Here is a 22,972-nt window from a genome sequence, read left to right on the forward strand (position 1 = left end):
CGTGATGAGCCATGCCAAGACCCGGCACCTGCGCCGCTCGCAGTGGACGGCGGTGGTGCTGCTGATGCTGATGGGCATCGTCAATTATTTCGACAGAAGCACGGTGGCGATCGCCAACCATTTGTTGAGCGCCGACCTGTCGCTGTCCGCCACGCAGATGGGCTGGATCTTCTCGGCCTTCTCCTGGGCCTATGCCTTTGCGCAGTTGCCCAGCGGTGCCCTGGTGGATCGCAAGGGCGCGCGGCTGGTGCTCGGTTGGGCCCTGGCGGCATGGTCGGCCGCCCAGGCGGTCTGTGGCCTGGCCACCTCGATGTTGCAGTTGCTGGTGGCGCGGGTCTGCCTGGGCGTTGGCGAGTCACCGCAATACACCGGCGGGGTCAAGGTGATCAGCGACTGGTTCCCGGTGAGCGAGCGCGGCCTGCCCACCGGCGCGTTCCTGGCTTCCACCACCCTGGGCTCGATGATCGCGCCGCCGCTCTTGACCGGCCTGATGCTGGCTTTCGGCTGGCGTGGGATGTTCGTCATCATGGGCCTGGTGGGTGGCCTGCTGGCGCTGGTGTGGCTGGTGTTGTACCGCGATCGCCAGCCAACGCAGTGCACCTGCGCAGACCTGGACTGTTTCCAGGTCGCCAGCACGGCCGATACCCCTGCGTCCCAGGCCAGCTTCGCCGACTGGAAGGGGCTGTTCCGGCACCGCACCACCTGGGGCATCGCCCTGGGTTTCATCGGCGTCATGTACATGGTGCTGCTGACCCTGGCGTGGCTGCCCGGTTACCTGGCCGGCGAACGCCAACTGAGCGTGGCGGGCACCGGCTGGGCACTGACCATTCCTTATCTGTTCGCGACCCTGGGCATGTTCAGCAGCGGGTGGCTGGCCGATCGACTGATCGCTGCCGGGGCCAGGCCGATCGCCAGCAGGAAGCTGCCGTTGATCGTCGGGCTACTGGGCGGTGCCTTGTTCAGCGTGCCCTCGGTGTTCGTGGATAGCATCGTCGCCTGCATCGCCTACCTCTCGCTGGCGATGTTCTTCGTCAACCTGGCCGGAGGCTCTGCCTGGGGGCTGGTGAGCGTGGCCGCACCGCGCCAGCTCGTGGCCTCGCTGGGCAGCATCCAGAACCTCGTCGGCTTTTTCGGCGGCTCCTTCGCCCCCGTGGTGAGCGGCTGGATCATCGACCGTACTCATTCCATTGCCCTGGCTTTCGTCTTGGCGGCCTGCGTGGCCTGTGTGGCGGCCCTGGCCTACTACACCCTGGTCCACCAGCCGATCGGTGGCGAAGGCGAACCCGCAAGTGCTGGATCCGACGTGACAATAAAAACAGGAGGCTGACCCGATGCTACCGACCACCATTACCCACGACTTCGTCAAAGGCTTGCCGAAGGCTGAATTGCACCTGCACCTGGAAGGGACGCTGGAGCCCGAGTTGAAGCTGGCCCTGGCGCAGCGCAACCGGATCGATATCGGCCAGGGCACCATCGAGGAGATCAAGCGCAGCTACAGGTTCGATTCGCTGTCGTCATTCCTGCAGGTGTACTACCCGGCGATGAACGTCCTGCAGCAGGAGGAGGACTTCTACCAACTGGCCATGGCCTACCTGCACAAGGCCCGGGAACACAATGTCCGCTATGTCGAGCTGTTCTTCGATCCCCAGGCCCACACCAGTCGTGGCATCGCTTTCGCGACCGTGATCGACGGCTATCACCGGGCCGTCCGCGAGAGCCCCGCCCTTGGCGTGGAAAGCGCCCTGGTCATGTGCTTTTTGCGGGACATGTCCGCGCAATCGGCCGCCGATACCCTGGAACAGGCCCTGCCGTACCGCGAGCAGATCCTGGGCATCGGCCTGGATTCCGACGAGAACGGCAACCCGCCGGGAAAATTCAAGGAGGTCTTCGAAAAGGCCAGGCAGGCGGGTTTCCACCTGACCATGCATTGCGACATCGACCAGCACAATTCCATCGGCAACATTCGCCAGGCCTTGCTGGATATCCAGGTCGATCGCCTGGATCACGGCACCAACATCGTCGAGGACCAGGAACTGGTGGCGTATGTGCGGGACAAGGGCATCGGCCTGACCTGCTGCCCGGTGTCCAATGGTTTCGTCGGCGACATGAAGGGCAACGAGATCCTGCAATTGCTGCGGGCCGGGGTGAAGGTCACGGTCAATTCCGATGATCCGGCGTACTTCCAGAGCTATGTGTCCGACGACATGTTCGCCCTGGCGCAGAGCTACTCGATGACCCCCGCCGAGATGGTGCAACTGGCGCGCAATTCCTTCGAGGTCAGCTGGTTGCCGGACGACAGGAAAGCTGCGTACCTGCGGCAAATCACCGATTACGTGGACGCCTGTTAGGGGGGAGGGTGGCCTGGCGCCGATCATCCGGGGCGCCGGGACTGCGTTCTCGGGCCTGTTGATCAGTCGCCGTCAGCCGCTGTGCGCTTGCCGCCGCGGTAGGCGCCGGGTGGCAGGCCGGTCCATTGCTTGAAGGCGCGCTGGAAAGCGCTGGGTTCGGAATAGCCGAGCAACTGCGCCAGGTCCGCGACGCTCATCGAACCGCGCACCAGCAGGCTGCAAGCGAGGTCGCGCCGCAGGTCATCGCGGATGCCAAGGAAGTTGGTGCCCAGATCCGCCAGCTTGCGCGCCAGGGTTTGCCGCGACATGCCCAGGGCCTCGGCGGCTTGGGGTTCAGAGAGGCCGGCAAAGGGTTCGGCGGCACTGAGCAAGCCGCGCAGATGGGCTTCGAAGCTGGCCGCCGGGCCGGGGGAGAGCAGGGTTTGCAGCAAGTGACGGGCAAAACGCGCGGCCTCCTCGGGGCGCCGCAGGAGTGGCGCTCGCAGGCTCGCCGCGGGCAGCTCCAGCAGGGCCTGCGTGCCGCACAGGGGTTGGCGCCCGAACAGGAAGCGGGTTTGGGCGGCGAAGCCGGCGAGGGCCTCGGGCAGGACCACCTGGCGCAGCGGCAGGGTCTGGCCCGCCAGCCAGCTGCCGGTGTGCCAGAGGGCGAGCAACAGCATGTGCGGCCACAAGGTGGAATCGGCCTGGACCGCGGTCCGTGGGGTCAGTACCAGGCGGGCGCTCTTGTGGTCCTTTTCCAGGTGCCAGGGCAGCGAGTCGTCGAACAGCCGATAGAAGCGCGCCGCTTCGTCGAAGGCATCGGCCAGGGTCGGCAGGTGCACCAGTAGCCGCAACAATTGCGCGAAGCTGCCCGGGGGCACCGGGCGGGCGAAGAAACCGAAGGCCTCGTCATGGCCGCTACCCACCGCCAGGCGACTCAAGGCCCGGTAGTGCCGTGGGGCGATGCGTTGCCCGTCACGCAGCACTTGCGCCGACAAGCCGCTGCGCTGCAACAACGCAGCCAGGGCCGGTGGCTCGAGGCGTAGCTGGGCCAGCATTTCGCGGGCGAAGCGCGCGGGGATGGTCGGGGCAACGATCCAGTCGGTCATGTCAGTTGAGGCAAAGCGTCATTGGCGATGGCTCCTCTAGTCTTGCACATTGATGCGACCTACCACCCGGGAGTGCAGCGATGACTGACAAGACCTTGCCCGAGCAGCATGACTTCATGAGCAGCGGCTATGCCAGAACCTATCCCTCGACCGCCGGCACCCAGGAGCCCGTGCCGGCGCAGCGCCTGGACTCGCTCCTGGAGGATCTGCTGCGCGATGGTTTCGTGGTGCTCGAACGGTTGTTCGATGAGCAGCAGGTTACCCGCATGCGCGAACAACTGCTGGCGCAGTTGTCGCCCCATACCGGGCGCAATGCCTTCGAAGGCTTGCGGACCCAGCGCCTGTACGCGGTGATCGCCAAGACCCTGGCCTGCAACCCGCTGGTGGAGCATCCCCTGGTGCTGGGCCTGCTGGATCGAATCCTGGCGCCCAATTACCTGCTTTCCCAGCTGCAGGCCATCAATATCCTCCCGGGGGAGGTCGCCCAGAGCCTGCACTACGACGATGCCTTCTATCCTATGGCTCGCCCGCGTCCGCCCTATGGCGCGGCGACGGTGATGGCCATCGACGATTTCACCGAGCAGAACGGCGCGACCCTGGTGATTCCCGGCAGCCACCTGTGGGACGCGCGCCTGCCCACTGCGGCCGAGCGTGCAGCGGCGCGGCCAGTGGTGATGCCCAGGGGATCGTTGGTGTTGTTCCTCGGTACTCTCTGGCATGGCGGTGGGGCCAATCGCAGCACGGCCCCGCGCCTGGCCTTGACCGCGCAGTACTGCGAACCCTGGGCGCGCCAGCAGGAGAACTTCAGCCTGTCCATTCCCCGCCATACCGTGCGCCAGTGCAGCGAGCATATCCAGCGCCTGCTGGGGTATTCGATCCATGCGCCGTTCATGGGCATGGTCAACGGCATGCACCCCAAGCGGGTCCTGGAAGAGTCTTCCGAGCAAGGCATCGACTGAGGTTCGAGCGTGCCTTGCCAGCCAAGGCACGGAGCTTTCGCGCACCGGGCCAGCTGGGGGGCTTGGCCGTCAGTCGGCTCGGGTGGTGAAGGGCAGGCACCGGGCAGAATAAGCTTTTGAATACCCGGGATATTCTGTAGCCTTGCGCGGCTCCAACGTTGTCCGTGCCTGATGCATCCACTCTCCCGGCGGGGCCCTGAGCGGTCCGGAGCCGGTGGTATACTCGACTTTCGCGCCCAAGCGCCTGCAGGTCTTGCGAACATGACGCAAATTTCCGAACGCCTTCTGGTTCAAGCCCACCTCGATGCCAAGCAACCCGTGCCGTTGAGTGCCGAGCAAGAAGCCCATTTCCGTACCGCCATCGCGGCTGAGCTCAAGGCCCAGGACGCGGTGCTGGTTGCCCACTTCTATTGCGATCCGGTGATCCAGGCCCTGGCCGAAGAGACCGGTGGCTGTGTTTCCGACTCCCTGGAAATGGCCCGCTTCGGCAATGCCCATCCGGCCAAGACCGTGGTGGTGGCCGGAGTGCGTTTCATGGGCGAGACGGCGAAGATCCTCAACCCCGAAAAACGCGTGCTCATGCCGACCCTGGAAGCCACCTGCTCCCTGGACCTGGGGTGTCCGGTGGATGAGTTCTCGGCATTCTGCGACCAGCATCCCGAGCGCACCGTGGTGGTCTATGCCAACACCTCTGCGGCGGTGAAGGCCCGGGCCGACTGGGTGGTGACTTCCAGCTGTGCCCTGGAGATCGTCGAGAGCCTGATGGACAACGGCGAGAAGATCATCTGGGGGCCCGACAAGCACCTGGGCACCTACATCCAGCGCCAGACCGGTGCCGACATGCTGTTGTGGGACGGTGCCTGCATCGTCCACGAAGAGTTCAAGTCCAAGCAGTTGGAAGACATGCGGGTGCTGTATCCGGATGCGGCGATCCTGGTGCATCCGGAGTCGCCAAGCTCGGTGATCGAACTGGCCGATGCGGTGGGTTCCACCAGCCAGCTGATCGCCGCGGCGCAGCGCTTGCCGAACAAGACCTTCATCGTCGCCACCGACCGCGGCATCTTCTACAAGATGCAGCAGCTGTGTCCGGACAAGGTGTTCATCGAGGCACCTACTGCCGGTAATGGCGCGGCTTGCCGCAGTTGTGCCCATTGCCCGTGGATGGCCATGAACACCCTGGAGCGCACCCTGCATTGCCTGCAGCAGGGCAGCAACGAGATCCATGTGGACCCGGCGCTGATCCCTAACGCCATCCGCCCGCTCAAGCGCATGCTGGATTTCACCCAGGCCGCGCGGATGAAGCTGGCCGGCAACGCCTGAAGCTTGTCCCGGCAAAAAAAACGCCCCGATCTGTCGGGGCGTTTTTCATTGGGGGCGGATCATTTCTTCCGCTTGGGGATGCGCACCAACTGGGTGTTGGAATAGATGTCGTGCCAGCTGCGTTTCTGCTTGTCCAGCAGCACCCAGAAAAAGCCCAGGCCGGCACACAGCCAGGAGGCGATGGATACCATGAAGCGCAGTAGCGCCTGCCACAGGCTGATACGGCTGCCGTCGGCGTTCTGCACCCGAATGCCCCAGACCTGCATGCCCAGGGTCTGGCCGGAGTGGGTCCAGAACTTGGCGAAGAAACCGAACAGCACGAACAGCAGGACCGTGGAGTACAGCGGATCGCCATCCAGGGCCCCGGACTCGGTCAGGGCGCGCATCTTGGCTTCGCCAATGATCTGCATCTGGATCAGCTTGTAGATGCCGCCCGTGACGATCAGCAGGGCGACACATAGCAGGAAGTCATAGAACATCGCTGCCAGGCGACGGCCCAGGCCGGCGGCGGGGAATTCGCCCTGGGGGCTTAGCAGGTGTTTGGGCATGACAGGCTCTCGTCTGGAAAAAAGAAGCCATTTTACGGATTTGCGCACACAAAAAAGCCCCTGATGTCAGCATCAGGGGCTTTTTCGTTGCAGACGATTAAGCTTCTGCTTGTACTTCGTCAGCCTGCATGCCTTTCTGGCCTTGCACAGCGATGAAGGTCACTTTCTGGCCTTCTTTCAGGCTCTTGAAGCCGTTACCTTGAATGGCGCGGAAGTGTACGAACAGATCCGGACCGCTCTCTGGAGTGATAAAACCAAAACCTTTCTCGTCGTTAAACCACTTGACGGTACCGCTCTGACGTTGGGACATTTCTTATTTCCTTTGACGCTAAAAAATTAATGACAGTCTCTTCCTTGGGGAAGAGTACTGGGCTGGGTTGCAGGAAAGTAAGAGACGTCGAACGGGTGTAGCAAACTTGTTAGCTACTGCCCAGGTCACGATTCCAAGCGACCCATGCAAACACAGTGGGGAGACTCTACGCCAACTACGGGAGAAAAAACAAGCCCCGCGAAGCCCCGGTTTTACACAGCTTGCCGAGGTTTGGCGGAACTAGCGTGCACGGCTTATTCGATAGAGTTGTTCAATTGTTTTCGAGCGTTATAAGTGCCTTTCAGTATCGAAAATATGCACTGTTTTATGGCGGTTGCGTTACAGATTAGTGCACTTCTAACGCAACCGCGTTACTTATAGAAACAGTCGTTTAGCCGCGGTAGTAGCGTTGGGGCACGAATGGCATTTTGCTTACAAGCATTGGCACCTTTTTCCCACGAACTATTGCGCAAACCTGCGTGTCGAGCGCCGTGTACCGGATATCCAGGTAACCCATTGCCAGCGGGCCGCCCAGGGTCGGGCCGAAACCGCCGCTGCAGACGCTGCCGATGATGTTGCCGTCAGCATCGACGATTTCCGCACCTTCGCGAACCGGCGTGCGTTCCTGGGGCAGCAGGCCGACACGCTTGCGCGCCACGCCCTCTTGCTGCTGGGCGAAGATCACTTCGGCACCGGGGAAGCCACCCGCCCGCGGACCATCGGCCCGACGTGCCTTGGAGATGGCCCAGAGCAGGCTGGCCTGGATCGGCGTGGTCTGTTCGTTCATGTCATGGCCATAGAGGCACAGACCGGCTTCCAGGCGCAGCGAATCGCGGGCGCCGAGGCCGATCGGGGCCACTTCCGGTTCCGCCAGCAGGGCGCGGGCGATCTTCTCGGCCTGGGCCGTCGGGATCGAGATCTCGAAGCCGTCTTCGCCGGTGTAGCCTGAACGGCTGACGAAGCAGTCGACGCCCAGCAGCGTCACCGGCTTGAACTGCATGAAGGTCATCTGCGCCACTTGCGGCGCCAGGCGCGCCAGCACGCTGACTGCGGCCGGGCCTTGCAGGGCCAGCAGGGCACGCTCCTCGAACAGCGGCTGGATCTCGCACTGCTCGCCAATGTGCCGGCGCAGGTGGGCCAGGTCCTGTTCCTTGCAGGCGGCGTTGACCACCAGGAACAGTTGCTCGTCGCCCAGGTTGGCCACCATCAGGTCGTCGAGAATGCCGCCTTGTTCATTGGTGAACATGGCGTAGCGCTGCATGCCCACCGGCAGGTCGATGATGTCCACCGGCACCAGGGTCTCCAGGGCCTTGGCGGCGTTGGCGCCGCGCAGCAGGATCTGGCCCATGTGGGACACATCGAACAGCCCGGCCTGCTCGCGGCTGTGCTGGTGTTCCTTCATCACGCCCAATGGGTACTGCACCGGCATGTCGTAGCCGGCGAACGGCACCATGCGCGCGCCGAGTTCCAGGTGCAGGCTGTGCAATGGGGTTTTCAACAGTGTTTCGGTGGACATGGCGACTCCTGAAAAATGGACCGATACCAAGCGTGGGTATCAGCACTCGATGATGTTCACGGCCAGACCGCCACGGGCGGTCTCCTTGTATTTGCTTTTCATGTCGGCGCCGGTCTGGCGCATGGTGCGGATGACCTTGTCCAGGGACACGAAGTGCTGCCCGTCTCCGCGCAAGGCCATGCGCACCGCGTTGATGGCTTTCACCGAACCCATGGCGTTGCGCTCGATGCAGGGCACCTGCACCAGCCCGCCGATGGGATCGCAGGTCAGCCCGAGGTTGTGTTCCATGCCGATTTCCGCGGCGTTCTCCACTTGCTGCACGCTGCCGCCCAGGACTTCGCACAGGGCACCGGCGGCCATCGAGCAGGCCACGCCCACTTCACCCTGGCAGCCGACTTCGGCGCCGGAGATCGAGGCGTTTTCCTTGTACAGGATGCCGATGGCGGCGGCAGTCAGGAGAAAACGCACCACCCCGTCCTCGTTGGCCCCGGGAATGAAGCGCATGTAGTAGTGCAGGACCGCCGGGATGATGCCGGCCGCGCCGTTGGTGGGGGCGGTGACCACCCGACCGCCATTGGCGTTTTCCTCGTTGACTGCCAGGGCGTAGAGGTTGACCCAATCCAGTACCGACAGCGCATCGCGCAGCGCGGCTTCCGGGTGCTTGCACAACTGCCGGTACAGGGCCGGGGCCCGGCGCTTGACCTTGAGCCCGCCCGGCAATATCCCTTCATGCCGGCAGCCGGCATCCACGCAGTCCTGCATCACCTGCCAGATCTTCAGCAGGCCCTCGCGGGTCTGGGCTTCCGGGCGCCAGGCGCTTTCGTTGCCCAGCATCACCTGGCTGATGGACAGGCCGTAGGTGCTGCAGTGCTGCATCAGCTCCCGGGCGGTCTTGAACGGAAAGGTCAGTGGCGTGGCGTCCTCGACGATGCGGTCGGCGCCGGCGGCGTCTTCATCGACGACGAAACCACCGCCCACGGAGTAGTACTCGCGGCTGCGGATCTGCAATCCGGCGCTATCGAAGGCACGGAAGATCATGCCGTTGGGGTGATAGGGCAGGGGCTTGCGGATCAGCGCCAGGTGTTCTTTCTCGTTGAACGCGATGCGCTGTTCGCCGAGCAGGTTGATGCTTGCGCTGCTGCGTATCGCTTGCAGGCGAGCACCGATGCTTTCGGTATCCACGGTGTCCGGGTGTTCGCCTTCCAGGCCCAGCAGCACGGCCTTGTCGCTGCCGTGGCCCTTGCCGGTGGCGCCCAGCGAGCCATACAGCTCGACCTTGACGCTGGCGGTGGCGGCCAGCAGCTGTTCACGCCGCAAGCCCTCGACGAAGCGCGCGGCTGCGCGCATCGGGCCGACGGTGTGGGAGCTGGAGGGGCCGATGCCAATCTTGAACAGGTCGAACACGCTCAGGGACATGTTGGTTCTCCGGTTTCTTGTTATAGCGGCAGCTGTAAGTCGCAAGCCGCAAGCTGCAAGTCAGAAGTCGGGCAACTCTTGCTTGCAGCTTGAGGCTATTAGCTTGTTGCTGCCTTAAGCGTAGTTTTCGATCGACGGGCAGGCGCACACCAGGTTGCGGTCGCCGAACACGTTGTCGACTCGGCCCACCGGTGGCCAGTACTTGCCTTCGACCAGCGACGCCACCGGGTACACCGCCTGCTCGCGGCTGTACGGGTGCGTCCACTCGCCAACCAGTTCCGCCGCAGTATGCGGAGCGTTCTTGAGCGGGTTGTCATCCTTGTCCAGGGTGCCGTTCTCCACGGCGCGGATCTCCTCGCGGATGCGGATCATGGCGTCGCAGAAACGATCCAGTTCTTCCTTGGACTCGCTTTCGGTCGGCTCGATCATCAGCGTGCCGGCCACCGGGAACGACATGGTCGGGGCGTGGAAGCCGAAGTCGATCAGGCGCTTGGCCACGTCGTCGACGCTGATGCCGCTGCTGTCCTTGAGTGGACGCAGGTCGAGGATGCACTCGTGGGCCACCAGGCCGTTGCTACCGGTATAGAGCACGGGATAGTGCTCTTCCAGGCGCCGGGCGATGTAGTTGGCGTTGAGGATTGCCAATTGCGAGGCACGCTTGAGCCCGGCACCGCCCATCATGCGGATGTACATCCAGGTGATCGGCAGGATGCTGGCGCTGCCGAACGGTGCGGCGCTGACGGCTCCCTGCTTGTTGTCCAGCACCGCGTGGCCCGGCATGAACGGCGCCAGGTGCGACTTGACGCCGATCGGGCCGACACCAGGGCCGCCACCGCCATGGGGAATGCAGAAAGTCTTGTGCAGGTTCAGGTGGGACACGTCGCCGCCGAACTTGCCCGGGGCGCAGAGGCCGACCATGGCGTTCATGTTGGCGCCGTCGATGTACACCTGGCCGCCGTTGTCATGAATGATGCCGCAGATCTCGCGAATGCCTTCCTCGAACACGCCGTGGGTCGACGGGTAGGTGATCATCAGCGCGGCCAGGTGCTCACGGTGCTCGATGGCCTTGGCTCGCAGGTCCTCGATATCCACGTTGCCCCGGGCGTCGCAGGCAGTGACCACCACGCGCATGCCGGCCATGTTGGCGGTAGCCGGGTTGGTGCCGTGGGCCGAGGATGGAATCAGGCAGATATCGCGACGGCCTTCGCCACGGCTCTGGTGATAGGCACGGATCGCCAGCAGGCCTGCGTACTCGCCCTGGGAGCCGGCGTTGGGCTGCAGCGACACGGCGTCATAGCCCGTGGCGGCGCAGAGCATCGCCTCCAGTTCGTCGGTCAGTTGCTGGTAGCCGGCGCTTTGCTCGGTCGGGGCGAAGGGGTGCAACGCGCCGAACTCGGCCCAGGTGATCGGGATCATCTCGCTGGCGGCGTTGAGCTTCATGGTGCACGAGCCCAGCGGGATCATGGTGCGATCCAGGGCCAGGTCCTTGTCCGCCAGCTTGCGCAGGTAGCGCATCAGCTCGGTTTCCGAATGGTAGCGGTTGAACACCGGGTGGCTGAGGATCGCCGACTGGCGTACCAGCGCCGCTGGAATGCGGCTGGAGACGGCCTGGGCCACGCTGGCGAAGTCCGGTACCGGCTTGCCTTCGGCCAGCAGCTGCCACAGGGTTTCGACGTCGGCCTGGGAGCAGGTCTCGTCCAGGGACAGGCCCAGGCGCTCGGCGTCGATCACCCGCAGGTTGATGCGCTGCGTACGCGCTTGTTCATGCAATGCGCCAGTGCGGGCGCCGGTGTGCAGGCTCAGGGTATCGAAGAAGTCCTGCTGTTCCGGGGCCAGGCCGAGTTGCACCAGGCCCTGGGCCAGGATCGCGGTCAGCTGGTGGATGCGCTGGGCGATCTGCACCAGGCCCTTGGGGCCGTGGTACACGGCATACATGCTGGCGATGTTGGCCAGCAGCACTTGGGCGGTGCAGATGTTGCTGGTGGCCTTCTCGCGACGGATGTGCTGCTCGCGGGTCTGCATGGCCAGGCGCAGCGCCGGCTTGCCGAAACGGTCCACCGAAACGCCGACCAGGCGGCCGGGCATGTCGCGCTTGAACGCATCGCGGGTGGAGAAGTAGGCCGCGTGCGGGCCACCGAAGCCCAGTGGCACGCCAAAGCGCTGGGCGCTGCCGATGGCTACGTCGGCGCCGAATTCGCCCGGCGGGGTCAACAGGGTCAGGGCCAGCAGGTCGGCGGCCACGGCCACCAGGGCATTGGCCCCATGGAAACGTTCGGCCAGCTCACGGTAGTCGAACAGGTCGCCATTGCTGGCCGGGTATTGCAGCAGGGCGCCGAAGAACGGGCTGACATCGGTCAACTGGCGTTCGTCGCCCACCACCACTTCGATACCCAGGGGTTCGGCGCGGGTGCGCAGTACGTCCAGGGTCTGCGGGTGGCAATGCACGGAGGCGAAGAAGGCATGGCTGCCCTTGTTCTTGCTCAGGCGCTTGCAGAAGGTCATGGCTTCGGCGGCGGCGGTGCCTTCGTCGAGCAAGGATGCGTTGGCGATCGGCAGGCCGGTCAGGTCGCTGATCAGGGTCTGGAAGTTCAGCAGGGCTTCCAGGCGGCCTTGGGAGATCTCTGGCTGGTATGGGGTATAGGCGGTGTACCAGGCCGGGTTTTCCAGCAGGTTGCGCAGGATCGGCGAAGGCGTATGGCAGCTGTAGTAGCCCTGGCCGATGTAGGTCTTGAACAGCTGGTTGTTGGCGGCGATGGCCTTGATCGAAGCCAGGGCCTGGGCTTCGCTCTGGCCGGCGCCGAGTTCCAGCACGCTGGTGCCCTTGATGCTCTCGGGGATCACGCTGGCGCTCAGGGCTTCCAGGGAGTCGAAGCCCAGGCGGTTGAGCATTGCTTGCTCGTCGTCCTGGCGCGGGCCGATATGGCGGCTGATGAATTCGTTGGCGGTGGTGAGGTTGACGGTCATCACGGATTCCTCAGGCTTCGGCGTTGGCTTTGATCAGGCGGTCGTAGGCGTCCTGGTCGAGCAGTTGGTCCACAGCGCCGGCATCGGCAGGAATGAAGCGGAAGAACCAGCCTTCGCCCAGCGGGTCTTCGTTGACCAGTTCCGGGCTGTCTTCCAGGGCCGGGTTGATGGCGACCACTTCGCCGTCCAGGGGCATGTACACGCCGCTGGCAGCCTTCACCGATTCTACGGTGGCGGCTTCGGCGCCCTTGTCATAGCCCTGCAATTCGGGCAGTTGCACGAACACCACATCGCCCAGGGCGTTCTGCGCGAAAGCCGTGATGCCAACGGTGACGCTGCCATCGGCTTCAGCACGCAGCCATTCGTGATCTTCGGTAAAACGCAACTCGCTCATGGAAACTCCTCAGGGGCCAGATTTCGTCTGGTGGACGCGATTGAATGCTCGTGTGGGGCCGAGCCGAATGGCGATATCCATAGCAAGAACATGGCCAATTCTTATTTATTCTTTATAAATCAATGGCTTGAGTTCTTTTTCCGAGTAAATGGCTTGATCGACTGTAGCGAAATCGCTACAGCCTGGGGTTCGGAAAAAAGGCTAAGGGGATCAAAGCCTTGGAGAACAGGGGGTTGGTGCGACTGTAGCGAAATCATTCCGCTGTAGCGCTTTCAGTACAGATGGAGGTCGCTTTTCGCCCGTTTTTGGTAGGAGCGAAGCTCGCTGGCGATGACCCCGCAGGTGCTGTGCAGGCTCCAGGCGCTGCGGTGTGGTTGGGATTTGTCGCCAGCGAGTCTGGCTCTTGCAGAAGCAGCGCAGCCTGCTTCAGGCCTTGCCGGGGATGCCGTACTTGCGCAGGCGATGGGCGATGGCGGTGTGGGAGGTCTGCAGGCGGTTGGCCAACTGCCGGGTCGAGGGGTAGTGGACATAGAGGCTTTCCAGCAGCTCTTTCTCGAAACCTTCCACGGCTTGCTCCAGGCTCTCGACCTCGGCATCGTTCTGGCGTGCCACCGAGGTCCCGGCGATGTCCAGGTCGCCGATGTCCACCAGGTTGCCGTCGCAGATCGCCGCCGCGCGAAAGATCACGTTCTGCAACTGGCGCACGTTGCCCGGCCAGCGGTTGCCCAGCAGCGCCGGGTAGGTACCCGGGGTCAGCCGGCATACCGGCCGCTGGATCTGGGTGCAGGCCTGCTGCATGAAATAGCGGGCCAGCAACAGGATGTCCTGGCCGCGTTCGCGCAATGGCGGTACTTCGATGTTCAGCACATTGAGGCGGTAGAACAGGTCTTCGCGGAAGCTGCCCTCGGCGACCATTTTCTCCAGGTCGCGGTGGGTGGCGCTGAGGATGCGCACATCGACCTTGATCTCGCGGTCGCCACCGACCCGGCGAAAGCTGCCGTCATTGAGAAAGCGCAGCAGCTTGGCTTGCAGGTAGGGCGACATCTCGCCGATTTCATCGAGAAATACCGTGCCCTGGTTGGCCAGCTCCATCAGCCCTGGCTTGCCCCCGCGCTGGGCTCCGGTGAAGGCGCCGGGGGCATAGCCGAACAGTTCGCTCTCGGCGAGGTTTTCCGGCAGCGCCGCGCAGTTCAGGGCCAGGAACGGCGCGCTATGGCGAGCGCTGATGGCGTGGCAGGCGCGGGCCACCAGTTCCTTGCCGGTGCCGGTCTCACCCTGGATCAGCAACGGCGCATCCAGGGCCGCGACCCGTTGCGCCCGGGCCTTGAGGGTGCGGATCGCCGGCGACTCGCCGAGCAGGGCATCGAAGCCCTCGGCATGATCGTGGTGCAGGGCCGACAACTGCTCGCCGATGCGATTGGGCTGGTACAGGGTCAGCAGTGCGCCGGCGTCGGTGATGGGCATGGCGTCGAGCAACAGGGTCTGGCCATTGACCGTGACTTCCCGCAGCGGCAGGCGAAAGCCCTGTTCCAGCAGCGTAGCCAGCAGGCCGGGGTCGGCGAACAGCTCGGCCACGCTTTCCCCCGCAGGCTCACGGCCATACAGGGCCACCAGCGCCGGGTTGGCCAGCAGCACCTTGCCGGCGCTGTCCAGGGCCAGCACCGGGTCGGTCATGGCGGCCAGCAGGGCATCGAGCTGCAGGTGGCGGCGTTGTCCGGGGAGGATGTCGACCACCGTCACCGCTTGCACGCCGCGCACGCTGAACAGCGCGTCGCGCAGCTCATCCAGGACTTGCGGGCTCAGGGTCGGAGCGTCGATGTAGACGTTGGGCGGCACCATTTCCACCGCATCCAGGTTGAGGTTGCGCCCGCCGAGCAGGGCCAGGACTTCCTGGGTGATGCCGACGCGGTCGATGAAACTGACGTGGATACGCATGGGGTGACGGAAGGTTCTGGGGCACTGGAGGGCTGCCAGTATGCCTTGGGCGCGGGGCTTAGTCGAAGTCGCCGTGGCCGGCGCCGCGCAAGGTCCGGGGCAGGTGCGCAAGACCGCCGGGCGTGACTGGCGCCGGCAGGCTCGCAGCTGCCCGGGGCTTATTCCAGGTGTTCGGGGTTCATCGGGTCGCCGGACTTGATGTCCAGTTGCTTGCGCACATCCTCGAACATCTCGTCGTAGTACTTGTGCAGGGACGAGATATTGGCGCTCTTGGGCATCCCGTGTTGCTGGGCGATACGCGCGGCATGGCGGGCGAAATCGAAGGCCTGGTCCTTGGCCAGGAAGAACTGTTCCTTGAGGGGCTTGTCCTCGATGGTGCCGTGCAGGGTGAACTGCATGCCCCGGCCCTCCTTGGGATCCTGGGCCACTTCATAGTCGATGCACAGGTTGTAGCTGTAGTCGTCCTTGTTCAGCGCATGGCGCTCGATATGCAGGTGACCGGGCTCAAACATGGCCATAGGCGTTGTCCTCCTGGGCGTTGAAGAAGGGGCAGGCCGTGGCCTGCCCGTGTTCCGGCAGCGGGCGTCTACAGGTAGCTGATGCCGGGTTTCTCCGTGCTGATGCGCGTGCCGGCCTGGCCCTGGACGATGGCTTCAATGTCCGAGAGTGAACCGATCACCGCGACTTTTCCAGTCTGCCGGGCGAATTCGCAGGCCGCCTGGACCTTGGGCCCCATGGAGCCGGCGGCAAAGCCCAGCTTCTCGATTTCGTCCGGATGAGCCTGGGCGATGGCCTTCTGGGTCGGCTTGCCGAAGTCGATGAACGCCGCGTTGACGTCGGTGGCGATCACCAGCAGGTCGGCTTCCAGTTGCCGGGCCAGCAGCGCCGAGCACAGGTCCTTGTCGATCACCGCCTCGATGCCCTGGAGCTTGCCGTCCTCGCCATACATGGTCGGGATACCGCCACCACCGGCGCAGATCACGATGCTGCTTTTCTCCAGCAGCCACTTGATCGGACGGATCTCGAAGATGCGCTTGGGTGTCGGGCTCGCCACCACGCGGCGGAACTTGTCGCCGTCCGCAGCGATGGCCCAGCCTTTTTCCTTGGCCAGGCGCTCGGCTTCTTCCTTGTCGTAGACCGGGCCGATGGGCTTGGTCGGGTTCTTGAACGCCGGGTCCTTGGCGTCCACTTCCACTTGGGTCAGCAAGGTGGCGAAGGGCACCTCGAAGTCCAGCAAGTTGCCCAGTTCCTGTTCGATGATGTAGCCGATCATGCCCTCGGTCTCGGCGCCGAGCACGTCCAGCGGGTAGGGCGAGACCTGGGTGTAGGCCGCCGCCTGCAGCGACAGCAGTCCCACTTGCGGACCATTGCCGTGGGCGATCACCAGCTGGTTGCCGGGATGGATCTTGGCGATCTGTTCGGTGGCGATGCGGATGTTGGCGCGCTGGTTGTCCGCGGTCATGGGTTCACCACGGCGCAGCAGGGCGTTACCGCCCAATGCAACGACGATACGCATAATGCAGTCCTTCTAGAGTCCGGTGCCGGCGCTACCTGGGCAGCGCCGGTGCCGAAGGGGATTTACAGGTCGGCCAGGGTCGAGACCAGGATCGCCTTGATGGTGTGCATGCGGTTCTCCGCCTGCTCGAAGGCGATGCAGGCCGGGGACTCGAACACGTCATCGGTGACTTCGATGCCGTTGGCCAGGTGCGGATACTGCTCGGCGATCTGCTTGCCGACCTTGGTATCGCTGTTGTGGAAGGCCGGCAGGCAGTGCATGAACTTGGTCCGAGGGTTGCCGGTGGCCTTCATCAGCTGGGTGTTGACCTGGTAGGGCAGCAGTTGCTCGATGCGCTCGGCCCAGGCTTCCACCGGCTCGCCCATGGAGACCCAGACGTCGGTGTGGATGAAGTCCACGCCCTTGACCGCGGCTTTCGGGTCCTCGGTGAGGGTGATGCGCGCACCGCTTTCCTCAGCGTATTTCTTGCAGCGCTCGACCAGGTCGTCATGGGGCCACAGGGCCTTGGGCGCGCAGATGCGCACGTCCATGCCGAGCTTGGCGCCCACCAGCAGCAGCGAGTTGCCCATGTTGTTGCGAGCATCGCCCAGGTAGGCGTAGCTGATCTCGTGGATCGGCTTGTCGGCGTGCTCACGCATGGTCAGCACGTCGGCGATCATCTGGGTCGGGTGGTATTCGTCGGTCAGGCCGTTGAACACCGGCACCCCGGCGAACTTCGCCAGTTCCTCGACGATCTCCTGCTTGAAGCCGCGATACTCGATGGCGTCGTACATGCGCCCCAGCACCCGGGCGGTGTCCTTCATGCTTTCCTTGTGGCCGATCTGCGAGGAGTTGGGGTCGATGTAGGTGACGTTGGCCCCTTGGTCATAGGCCGCTACCTCGAAGGCGCAGCGGGTACGGGTGGAGGTCTTTTCGAAGATCAGGGCGATGTTGTTGCCCTTCAGGTGCTGCTGCTCGGTGCCGGTGTACTTGGCGCGCTTGAGATCGCGGGACAGGTCCAGCAGGTAGCGCAGCTCGCGTGGGGTGTGGTGTTCCAGGCTCAGCAGGTTGCGGTTGTGGATATTGAAGGCCATGGTGATTTTCCTCGAATTCGGTGATCGGCCCGACCGGCGCCGGGCAGGCGCGGTCGGACAGCGGGGCGTCTAAAGGCTCAGTAGTCGATCGGGTCACGCACGATCGGGCAGGTCATGCAGTGGCCGCCGCCACGGCCGCGACCCAGTTCGCCGGCGCTGATGGTGATGACTTCCACACCGGCCTTGCGCAGCAGGGTGTTGGTGTAGGTATTGCGGTCGTAGCCGATGACCACTCCGGGCTCCACGGCCACCACGTTGTTGCCGTCGTCCCATTGCTCGCGTTCGGCGGCGAAGCTGTTGCCGCCGGTCTCCACGACCCGCAGGGCCTTGAGGTTGAGGGCGGCGGCCACGGTGTCGAGGAAGTTGGTCTTCTCGCGCTGGATATCGATGCCGTGGGGCTTGCTCTCGTCAGGGCGCAGGGTGAAAGGAACGATCTGATTGACCACTTCGGGGAAGATGGTGACCAGGTCGCGGTCGCAGAAACTGAACACGGTGTCCAGGTGCATCGCCGCGCGGGACTTCGGCAGGCCGGCAACGATCACCCGCTCCACGGCCTTGTTCTTGAACAGGTTGCGCGCCAGTTGGCCAATGGCCTGGTGGGACGAACGCTCGCCCATGCCGATCAGGACCACGCCGTTGCCAATGGGCATGACGTCACCGCCTTCCAGGGTGGAGGCGCCATGCTCCTGGTCGGGGTCGCCGTACCAGATCTGGAAGTCGGCGTTGGTGAACTCGGGGTGGAACTTGTAGATGGCGGTGGTCAACAGGGTTTCCTGGCGTCGCGCCGGCCAGTACATGGGGTTGAGCGTCACGCCGCCATAGATCCAGCAGGTGGTATCGCGGGTGAACTGGGTGTTGGGCAGCGGTGGCAGGATGAAGCTGGCATGGCCGAGGAAGTCGCGGAACATCTCGATGGTCCTGCCGCCGAAGCTGCTGGGCAGGTCATCGGCCGAGACCCCGCCGATGAGGTATTCGGCGACCTTGCGCGGCTCCAGGCTGCGCAACCACGAGCCGACTTCCTCCACCAGCCCCAGGCCAACGGTGTTGGCGGTGATCTTGCGCTCCAGGATCCAGTCCAGGGCTTCGGGGATGGCGACGATGTCGGTCAGCAGGTTGTGCATCTCCAGCACATCGATATCCCGCTCGCGCATCTTGGTGACGAAGTCGAAGTGATCGCGCTTGGCCTGGGCCACCCACAGCACGTCGTCGAACAGCAGTTCATCGCAGTTGTTCGGAGTCAGCCGCTGATGGGCCAGGCCTGGGGAGCAAACCATGACTTTGCGCAGTTTGCCGGCTTCGGAATGGACGCCGTACTTAACTTTTTCCGTGGTCATTACTGTGATCCTCCAGAGACAAAACAATCAGGGGGTATTGCAGGTGCAGCTACAGGGTCAGGAAGCCGTCGTAGAGGCCGTAGGCCGCCGCTGCGGCGCCCAGGAGCACGGCCGCGAAGATCAGCTTCTCGACACTGGTGAAAACCGGTTTGTGCAATTCCATCTTGGCCTTGGCGAAGAGCACCGCGCCGGGGGCGTAGAGCAGGGCCGAGAGCAGCAGGTACTTGACCCCGCCGGCGTACAGCAGCCACACCGCGTAGAGCAGGGCGATGGCGCCGATCACCAGGTCCTTCTTGCGCTCGGCCAGGGCTTGTTCGTAGCTTTCACCACGCACTGCCAGGAGCACCGCGTAAGCCGCCGACCAGAAGTACGGCACCAGGATCATCGAGGTGGCGAGGTAGATCAGCGACAGGTAGGTGCCCTTGGAAAACAGGGTGATGACCAGGAAGACCTGCACCATGACGTTGGTCAGCCACAGGGCGTTGGCCGGTACGTGGTTGGCGTTCTCGCGGCGCAGGAACTCCGGCATGGTGTGGTCCTTGGCGGCGGCGAACATGATCTCGGCGCACAGCAGGACCCACGACAGCAGCGCTCCCACCAGCGAGATGATCAGGCCGATGCTGATCAGCAACGCGCCCCAGTGGCCCACCACGTGTTCCAGGACTGCGGCCATGGATGGGTTCTGCAGCTTGGCCAGTTCCGGCTGGGTCATGATCCCCAGGGACAGCACGTTCACCAGCACCAGGAACAGCAGCACGGTGATGAAGCCGATGACAGTGGCCTTGCCCACGTCGGAGCGTTTTTCCGCCCGGGAAGAGAAGATGCTCGCGCCCTCGATGCCGATGAACACCCAGACGGTGACCAGCATCATGTTGCGCACCTGGTTCATCACGCTGCCCAGGTCCGGGTTCTTCACGCCCCAGATGTCAGCGGTGAAGATGTCCAGCTTGAAGGCGAAGAGCGCGATCAGTACGAACAGCAGCAGCGGCACCACCTTGGCCACCGTGGTCACCAGGTTGATGAAAGCCGCTTCCTTGATCCCGCGCAGCACCAGAAAGTGCACGGCCCAGAGCAGGACCGAGGCACCGATCACCGCCGCAGGAGTGTTTCCCTCCCCAAATATCGGGAAGAAGTAACCCAGGGTGCTGAACAGCAGGACGAAGTAGCCGACGTTGCCCAACCAGGCGCTGATCCAGTAGCCCCAGGCTGAGGAGAAGCCCATGTAGTCGCCGAATCCGGCCTTGGCGTAGGCATATACACCGCCATCCAGGTCAGGTTTGCGATTGGCCAGGGTTTGAAAGACGAATGCCAATGTCAACATGCCGACGGCAGTAATTGCCCAACCAATAAGAACTGCCCCGACATCGGCGCTGGCTGCCATGTTCTGCGGCAGGGAAAAGATCCCCCCGCCAATCATGGAACCCACTACCAAGGCGACTAATGCGCCCAGTTTTAGTTTTCCGGGAGATTCAGACATTGCATGACTCCAATGCAGGAGAAGAGAGACTTCAGATTAAGTCTGCCGCCAATCCAAACTGCTGACTTGGATCAGTCAATTGCTGCATTTCGTTGTGAATGAATGACTTAAGACTTGTAGCGAGAGGTAGAATGCAGCCCTGCAAGGCCCATCCCATAAGGCTTTGATCTCCTTTCAAAGAGGCGGCTTCCATTATCGATGTCGATTGACGCTAGACCCTTTCAAAGAATATGCAAATCATGCCGCTCGCTAATTAAGGCGAGAGTGGTGATGGCACTTGGCACATACTCTTAACAAAATACTCGGTTATTCAGTGTGTTCTGGCGGGTAGTCGCGGAGTGCCCGAATAAAGGATGGTTAATTGACTGTTACTATCAGAATCAAATTCCTAGAAAGTTATTTAATTGCGTCTAATTTTATCGCCAGGGCGACTCGCTGATATAAGGAGTAGGGATGTCACAACCGGCACAGAAGCTTCAATTGGGTGCGCTGATCGCGTTGGTGGTGGGCTCCATGATTGGCGGCGGGATCTTTTCCTTGCCGCAGAACATGGCGGCCCGGGCCGACGCCGGGGCGGTACTGATCGGCTGGGCGATTACCGCGGTGGGCATGCTGACCCTGGCCTTCGTGTTCCAGACCCTGGCCAATCGCAAGCCTGAACTGGATTCCGGGGTCTACGCCTACGCCAAGGCCGGTTTCGGCGACTACATGGGTTTTTCTTCGGCCTGGGGCTACTGGATCAGCGCTTGGCTGGGCAACGTCGGCTACTTCGTCCTGCTGTTCAGCACCCTGGGCTACTTCTTCCCGGTGTTCGGCCAGGGCAACACCCCGGTGGCCATCGGCTGTGCCTCGCTGTTGCTGTGGGCCGTGCATTTTTTGGTACTGCGCGGGATCAAGGAGGCCACGTTCATCAACCAGCTGACCACGGTGGCCAAGATCGTGCCCTTGGTGATGTTCATCGTGATCGCCGCAGTGGCCTTCAAGGCGGAGATCTTCACCCGCGATATCTGGGGGCACAGCAATCCGAATTTCGGCGGGGTGCTGGACCAGGTGCGCAACATGATGCTGGTCACGGTCTTCGTCTTCATCGGCATCGAGGGAGCCAGCGTGTATTCGGCGCGGGCGCAGAAGCGCGCGGATGTCGGGCGGGCCACGGTGATAGGTTTCCTGGGCGTGCTGGCGCTGTTGGTGCTGGTCAACGTGCTGTCGCTGGGGATCATGAGCCAGCCGGAGCTGGCCAGTTTGCAGAACCCGTCCCTGGCGGCGGTGCTGGAGCACATTGTCGGGCCCTGGGGCGCCTTGCTGATCAGCATCGGCCTGGCGGTATCGCTGCTGGGGGCCTTGCTGTCCTGGGCCCTGTTGTGTGCGGAGATCCTCCACGCCACCGCGAGCGACCGGACCATGCCGGCCTTCTTGCGCAAGGAAAACGCCAACCATGTACCGGTCAACGCCCTGTGGCTGACCAACGTGATGATCCAGGTATTCCTGCTGATCACCCTGGTGTCCGCCGGCACCTACACCAAGCTGATCTACCTGGCGTCGTCGATGATCCTGGTGCCCTATCTGTGGTCGGCGGCCTATGCGGTGCTGCTCAGTGGCCGTGGCGAAACCTACGAGCAAGCCTCGGGGGAACGCCTCAAGGATCTGTGCATCGCCGTGGTCGCCCTGAGCTATGCCATCTGGTTGTTGTATGCCGGCGGGGTCAAGTACCTGCTGCTCTCGGCGCTGCTCTACGCGCCGGGAGTGATCCTGTTCGCCAAGGCCAAGCATGAGCAGGGCGAGCCGTTGTTCACCCTGCCGGAGAAGCTGATCTTCAGTGCCGTGATCGTCGGTGCGCTGCTGGCGGCCTACGGCCTCTACAGTGGTTTGCTGGCGCTATGAACCCGCAGCAGCGGCTCTTGCTGCCCTACCAGGGGCCTTATGACTGGCAGGCCATGCTGGGGTTCTTCGCGGTGCGCGCCATCGGCGGCCTGGAGGTGGTGCAGGACGGTGTCTACGCTCGCAGCTTCGAGCTCGATGGGAGACAGGGCACCCTGAGCCTGCGCCCCGGGCCTGGCGAGCAGTTGGATTTGCGCTTGAACCTGGGGGGCGCGGAACCGTCCCCGTCACTGATCGGCCAGGTGGTCATGCGCGTGCGCCGGCAGTTCGACCTGGATGCCGACGTACTGCGTATCCACCAAGAGCTGGCCGCCGACCCGCTGTTGCAACCCTTGCTGCTGGCCCATCGCGGGTTGCGTGTACCGGGCGCCTGGGATGGCTTCGAACTGGCGATCCGCGCGGTACTGGGCCAGCAGATCACGGTAGCGGGTGCGATCCGCCTCGCCACTCGGCTGGTGGCGGTGCATGGCCAGCCACTGGCACTCCCCGATCCCGGTTGGCCGGGCCTGACCCTGGTGTTCGCCACGCCCGCCGCCCTGGCCGTGGCGGACCTGGCTGCCCTGGGCATGCCCGCCAGCCGTGGCCGGACCTTGTCCACCGTGGCCCAAGCATTGCTGGCGGATCCGGGTTTGCTCGACCCCAAGGCCAGCTTGCAGCAGGGGCTCGATGGCCTGCTGCGGCTGGTGGGAATCGGTGACTGGACGGCGCATTACATCGCCTTGCGGCACATGCGTGAGATGGACGCTTTTCCGGCGGCCGATGTGGGCCTGCTCAATGCCATGGCCACCCTCCAGGGCCAGCGGCCCAGTGCCCGGCAACTGCTGGCCCGGGCCGAGGCCTGGCGGCCCTGGCGCGGTTATGCGGCGCAGCAGTTGTGGACATTGGGTAGCTGAGGA

19 protein-coding genes are annotated in these 22,972 nt (G+C 63.6%); 6 read left to right on the forward strand and 13 right to left on the reverse strand.

Translation table 11 applies throughout. The annotated features are described in order from the left end of the window. Positions 1 to 4: 4 nt before the first annotated feature. Complete coding sequence (locus GDH07_RS19255; RefSeq protein ID WP_152898548.1) at positions 5 to 1,327, forward strand: MFS transporter; 1,323 nt, start codon at positions 5 to 7, stop codon at positions 1,325 to 1,327. A 4-nt stretch (positions 1,328 to 1,331) separates the two neighbouring features. Continuing rightward, positions 1,332 to 2,348 carry an adenosine deaminase gene (gene add / locus GDH07_RS19260; protein ID WP_022640470.1) on the forward strand — a complete coding sequence of 339 codons (1,017 nt, stop codon included), beginning with the start codon at positions 1,332 to 1,334 and terminating at the stop codon, positions 2,346 to 2,348. A 62-nt stretch (positions 2,349 to 2,410) separates the two neighbouring features. Here the strand turns inward: add and GDH07_RS19265 are convergent, their stop codons facing one another. Next, positions 2,411 to 3,436, reverse strand: coding sequence for a helix-turn-helix domain-containing protein (locus GDH07_RS19265; protein ID WP_152898549.1), 1,026 nt, complete (start codon positions 3,434 to 3,436; stop codon positions 2,411 to 2,413). A gap of 80 nt (positions 3,437 to 3,516) precedes the next feature. On the opposite strand from GDH07_RS19265, the gene GDH07_RS19270 reads away from it, so the two are divergent. Both GDH07_RS19270 and nadA read left to right on the forward strand, forming a co-directional pair. Continuing rightward, positions 3,517 to 4,395: a phytanoyl-CoA dioxygenase family protein gene (locus GDH07_RS19270; RefSeq protein WP_022640468.1), complete on the forward strand. Its 879-nt coding sequence runs from the start codon at positions 3,517 to 3,519 to the stop codon at positions 4,393 to 4,395. 261 nt (positions 4,396 to 4,656) lie between these two features. Next, positions 4,657 to 5,715, forward strand: coding sequence for a quinolinate synthase NadA (nadA, locus tag GDH07_RS19275; RefSeq protein WP_152898550.1), 1,059 nt, complete (start codon positions 4,657 to 4,659; stop codon positions 5,713 to 5,715). Between the two features lie 59 nt (positions 5,716 to 5,774). Here the strand turns inward: nadA and GDH07_RS19280 are convergent, their stop codons facing one another. The 12 genes from GDH07_RS19280 to arcD (GDH07_RS19335) all read right to left on the reverse strand — a co-directional run bounded on the left by GDH07_RS19280 (position 5,775) and on the right by arcD (GDH07_RS19335) (position 20,198). Then, on the reverse strand, positions 5,775 to 6,263 hold the full coding sequence (locus GDH07_RS19280; RefSeq protein ID WP_022640467.1) for an RDD family protein: 489 nt from the start codon (positions 6,261 to 6,263) through the stop codon (positions 5,775 to 5,777). 97 nt (positions 6,264 to 6,360) lie between these two features. After that, the gene (locus GDH07_RS19285) at positions 6,361 to 6,573 is read right to left on the reverse strand and encodes a cold-shock protein (RefSeq protein ID WP_007977299.1); all 213 of its coding nucleotides are present in this window, start codon (positions 6,571 to 6,573) and stop codon (positions 6,361 to 6,363) included. Positions 6,574 to 6,964: 391 nt separating this feature from the next. Then, on the reverse strand, positions 6,965 to 8,089 hold the full coding sequence (gene gcvT, locus GDH07_RS19290; RefSeq protein WP_152898551.1) for a glycine cleavage system aminomethyltransferase GcvT: 1,125 nt from the start codon (positions 8,087 to 8,089) through the stop codon (positions 6,965 to 6,967). Positions 8,090 to 8,128: 39 nt separating this feature from the next. After that, positions 8,129 to 9,505, reverse strand: coding sequence for an L-serine ammonia-lyase (locus GDH07_RS19295; protein ID WP_022640465.1), 1,377 nt, complete (start codon positions 9,503 to 9,505; stop codon positions 8,129 to 8,131). Between the two features lie 114 nt (positions 9,506 to 9,619). Beyond that, positions 9,620 to 12,469 carry an aminomethyl-transferring glycine dehydrogenase gene (gene gcvP / locus GDH07_RS19300; RefSeq protein ID WP_152898553.1) on the reverse strand — a complete coding sequence of 950 codons (2,850 nt, stop codon included), beginning with the start codon at positions 12,467 to 12,469 and terminating at the stop codon, positions 9,620 to 9,622. Positions 12,470 to 12,479: 10 nt separating this feature from the next. After that, the gene (gene gcvH, locus GDH07_RS19305; RefSeq protein WP_152898554.1) at positions 12,480 to 12,863 is read right to left on the reverse strand and encodes a glycine cleavage system protein GcvH; all 384 of its coding nucleotides are present in this window, start codon (positions 12,861 to 12,863) and stop codon (positions 12,480 to 12,482) included. Positions 12,864 to 13,289: 426 nt separating this feature from the next. Beyond that, the gene (locus GDH07_RS19310) at positions 13,290 to 14,798 is read right to left on the reverse strand and encodes a sigma-54-dependent transcriptional regulator (protein WP_152898555.1); all 1,509 of its coding nucleotides are present in this window, start codon (positions 14,796 to 14,798) and stop codon (positions 13,290 to 13,292) included. Positions 14,799 to 14,956: 158 nt separating this feature from the next. After that, positions 14,957 to 15,316, reverse strand: a complete 360-nt coding sequence (locus GDH07_RS19315; RefSeq protein WP_053131449.1) for a DUF5064 family protein — start codon at positions 15,314 to 15,316, stop codon at positions 14,957 to 14,959. A 68-nt stretch (positions 15,317 to 15,384) separates the two neighbouring features. Beyond that, a complete protein-coding gene (gene arcC / locus GDH07_RS19320) occupies positions 15,385 to 16,314 on the reverse strand; it encodes a carbamate kinase (protein ID WP_022640461.1) in 930 nt (309 codons plus the stop codon). A gap of 62 nt (positions 16,315 to 16,376) precedes the next feature. After that, positions 16,377 to 17,387 carry an ornithine carbamoyltransferase gene (locus GDH07_RS19325; protein WP_022640460.1) on the reverse strand — a complete coding sequence of 337 codons (1,011 nt, stop codon included), beginning with the start codon at positions 17,385 to 17,387 and terminating at the stop codon, positions 16,377 to 16,379. A 77-nt stretch (positions 17,388 to 17,464) separates the two neighbouring features. Beyond that, positions 17,465 to 18,721 (reverse strand): arginine deiminase, encoded by a 1,257-nt coding sequence (gene arcA / locus GDH07_RS19330; RefSeq protein ID WP_152898556.1) that lies wholly within the window; start codon positions 18,719 to 18,721, stop codon positions 17,465 to 17,467. A 49-nt stretch (positions 18,722 to 18,770) separates the two neighbouring features. After that, on the reverse strand, positions 18,771 to 20,198 hold the full coding sequence (gene arcD / locus GDH07_RS19335) for an arginine-ornithine antiporter (protein ID WP_152898557.1): 1,428 nt from the start codon (positions 20,196 to 20,198) through the stop codon (positions 18,771 to 18,773). A gap of 453 nt (positions 20,199 to 20,651) precedes the next feature. Here arcD (GDH07_RS19335) and arcD (GDH07_RS19340) point away from each other — a divergent pair, with 453 nt between their 5' ends. Further along, a complete protein-coding gene (arcD, locus tag GDH07_RS19340) occupies positions 20,652 to 22,079 on the forward strand; it encodes an arginine-ornithine antiporter (protein ID WP_152898558.1) in 1,428 nt (475 codons plus the stop codon). Further along, positions 22,076 to 22,969: a DNA-3-methyladenine glycosylase family protein gene (locus GDH07_RS19345; protein WP_152898560.1), complete on the forward strand. Its 894-nt coding sequence runs from the start codon at positions 22,076 to 22,078 to the stop codon at positions 22,967 to 22,969. The genes arcD (GDH07_RS19340) and GDH07_RS19345 overlap by 4 nt, the downstream gene beginning before the upstream one ends. Positions 22,970 to 22,972 lie beyond the last annotated feature (3 nt).

The organism is Pseudomonas piscis (assembly GCF_009380155.1).
Lineage (GTDB): Bacteria > Pseudomonadota > Gammaproteobacteria > Pseudomonadales > Pseudomonadaceae > Aquipseudomonas > Aquipseudomonas piscis.

Coding starts and splice junctions, on each gene's coding strand:
- GDH07_RS19255 (WP_152898548.1), top strand. CDS start 5: ATGAGCCATGCCAAGACCCGGCACCTGCGCCGCTCGCAGTGGACGGCG.
- arcC (WP_022640461.1), bottom strand. CDS start 16,314: ATGCGTATCGTCGTTGCATTGGGCGGTAACGCCCTGCTGCGCCGTGGT.
- nadA (WP_152898550.1), top strand. CDS start 4,657: ATGACGCAAATTTCCGAACGCCTTCTGGTTCAAGCCCACCTCGATGCC.
- gcvP (WP_152898553.1), bottom strand. CDS start 12,469: ATGACCGTCAACCTCACCACCGCCAACGAATTCATCAGCCGCCATATC.
- GDH07_RS19295 (WP_022640465.1), bottom strand. CDS start 9,505: ATGTCCCTGAGCGTGTTCGACCTGTTCAAGATTGGCATCGGCCCCTCC.
- gcvH (WP_152898554.1), bottom strand. CDS start 12,863: ATGAGCGAGTTGCGTTTTACCGAAGATCACGAATGGCTGCGTGCTGAA.
- arcD (WP_152898557.1), bottom strand. CDS start 20,198: ATGTCTGAATCTCCCGGAAAACTAAAACTGGGCGCATTAGTCGCCTTG.
- GDH07_RS19310 (WP_152898555.1), bottom strand. CDS start 14,798: ATGCGTATCCACGTCAGTTTCATCGACCGCGTCGGCATCACCCAGGAA.
- GDH07_RS19265 (WP_152898549.1), bottom strand. CDS start 3,436: ATGACCGACTGGATCGTTGCCCCGACCATCCCCGCGCGCTTCGCCCGC.
- arcA (WP_152898556.1), bottom strand. CDS start 18,721: ATGACCACGGAAAAAGTTAAGTACGGCGTCCATTCCGAAGCCGGCAAA.
- GDH07_RS19285 (WP_007977299.1), bottom strand. CDS start 6,573: ATGTCCCAACGTCAGAGCGGTACCGTCAAGTGGTTTAACGACGAGAAA.
- add (WP_022640470.1), top strand. CDS start 1,332: ATGCTACCGACCACCATTACCCACGACTTCGTCAAAGGCTTGCCGAAG.
- GDH07_RS19345 (WP_152898560.1), top strand. CDS start 22,076: ATGAACCCGCAGCAGCGGCTCTTGCTGCCCTACCAGGGGCCTTATGAC.
- gcvT (WP_152898551.1), bottom strand. CDS start 8,089: ATGTCCACCGAAACACTGTTGAAAACCCCATTGCACAGCCTGCACCTG.
- GDH07_RS19315 (WP_053131449.1), bottom strand. CDS start 15,316: ATGGCCATGTTTGAGCCCGGTCACCTGCATATCGAGCGCCATGCGCTG.
- GDH07_RS19280 (WP_022640467.1), bottom strand. CDS start 6,263: ATGCCCAAACACCTGCTAAGCCCCCAGGGCGAATTCCCCGCCGCCGGC.
- GDH07_RS19325 (WP_022640460.1), bottom strand. CDS start 17,387: ATGGCCTTCAATATCCACAACCGCAACCTGCTGAGCCTGGAACACCAC.
- arcD (WP_152898558.1), top strand. CDS start 20,652: ATGTCACAACCGGCACAGAAGCTTCAATTGGGTGCGCTGATCGCGTTG.
- GDH07_RS19270 (WP_022640468.1), top strand. CDS start 3,517: ATGACTGACAAGACCTTGCCCGAGCAGCATGACTTCATGAGCAGCGGC.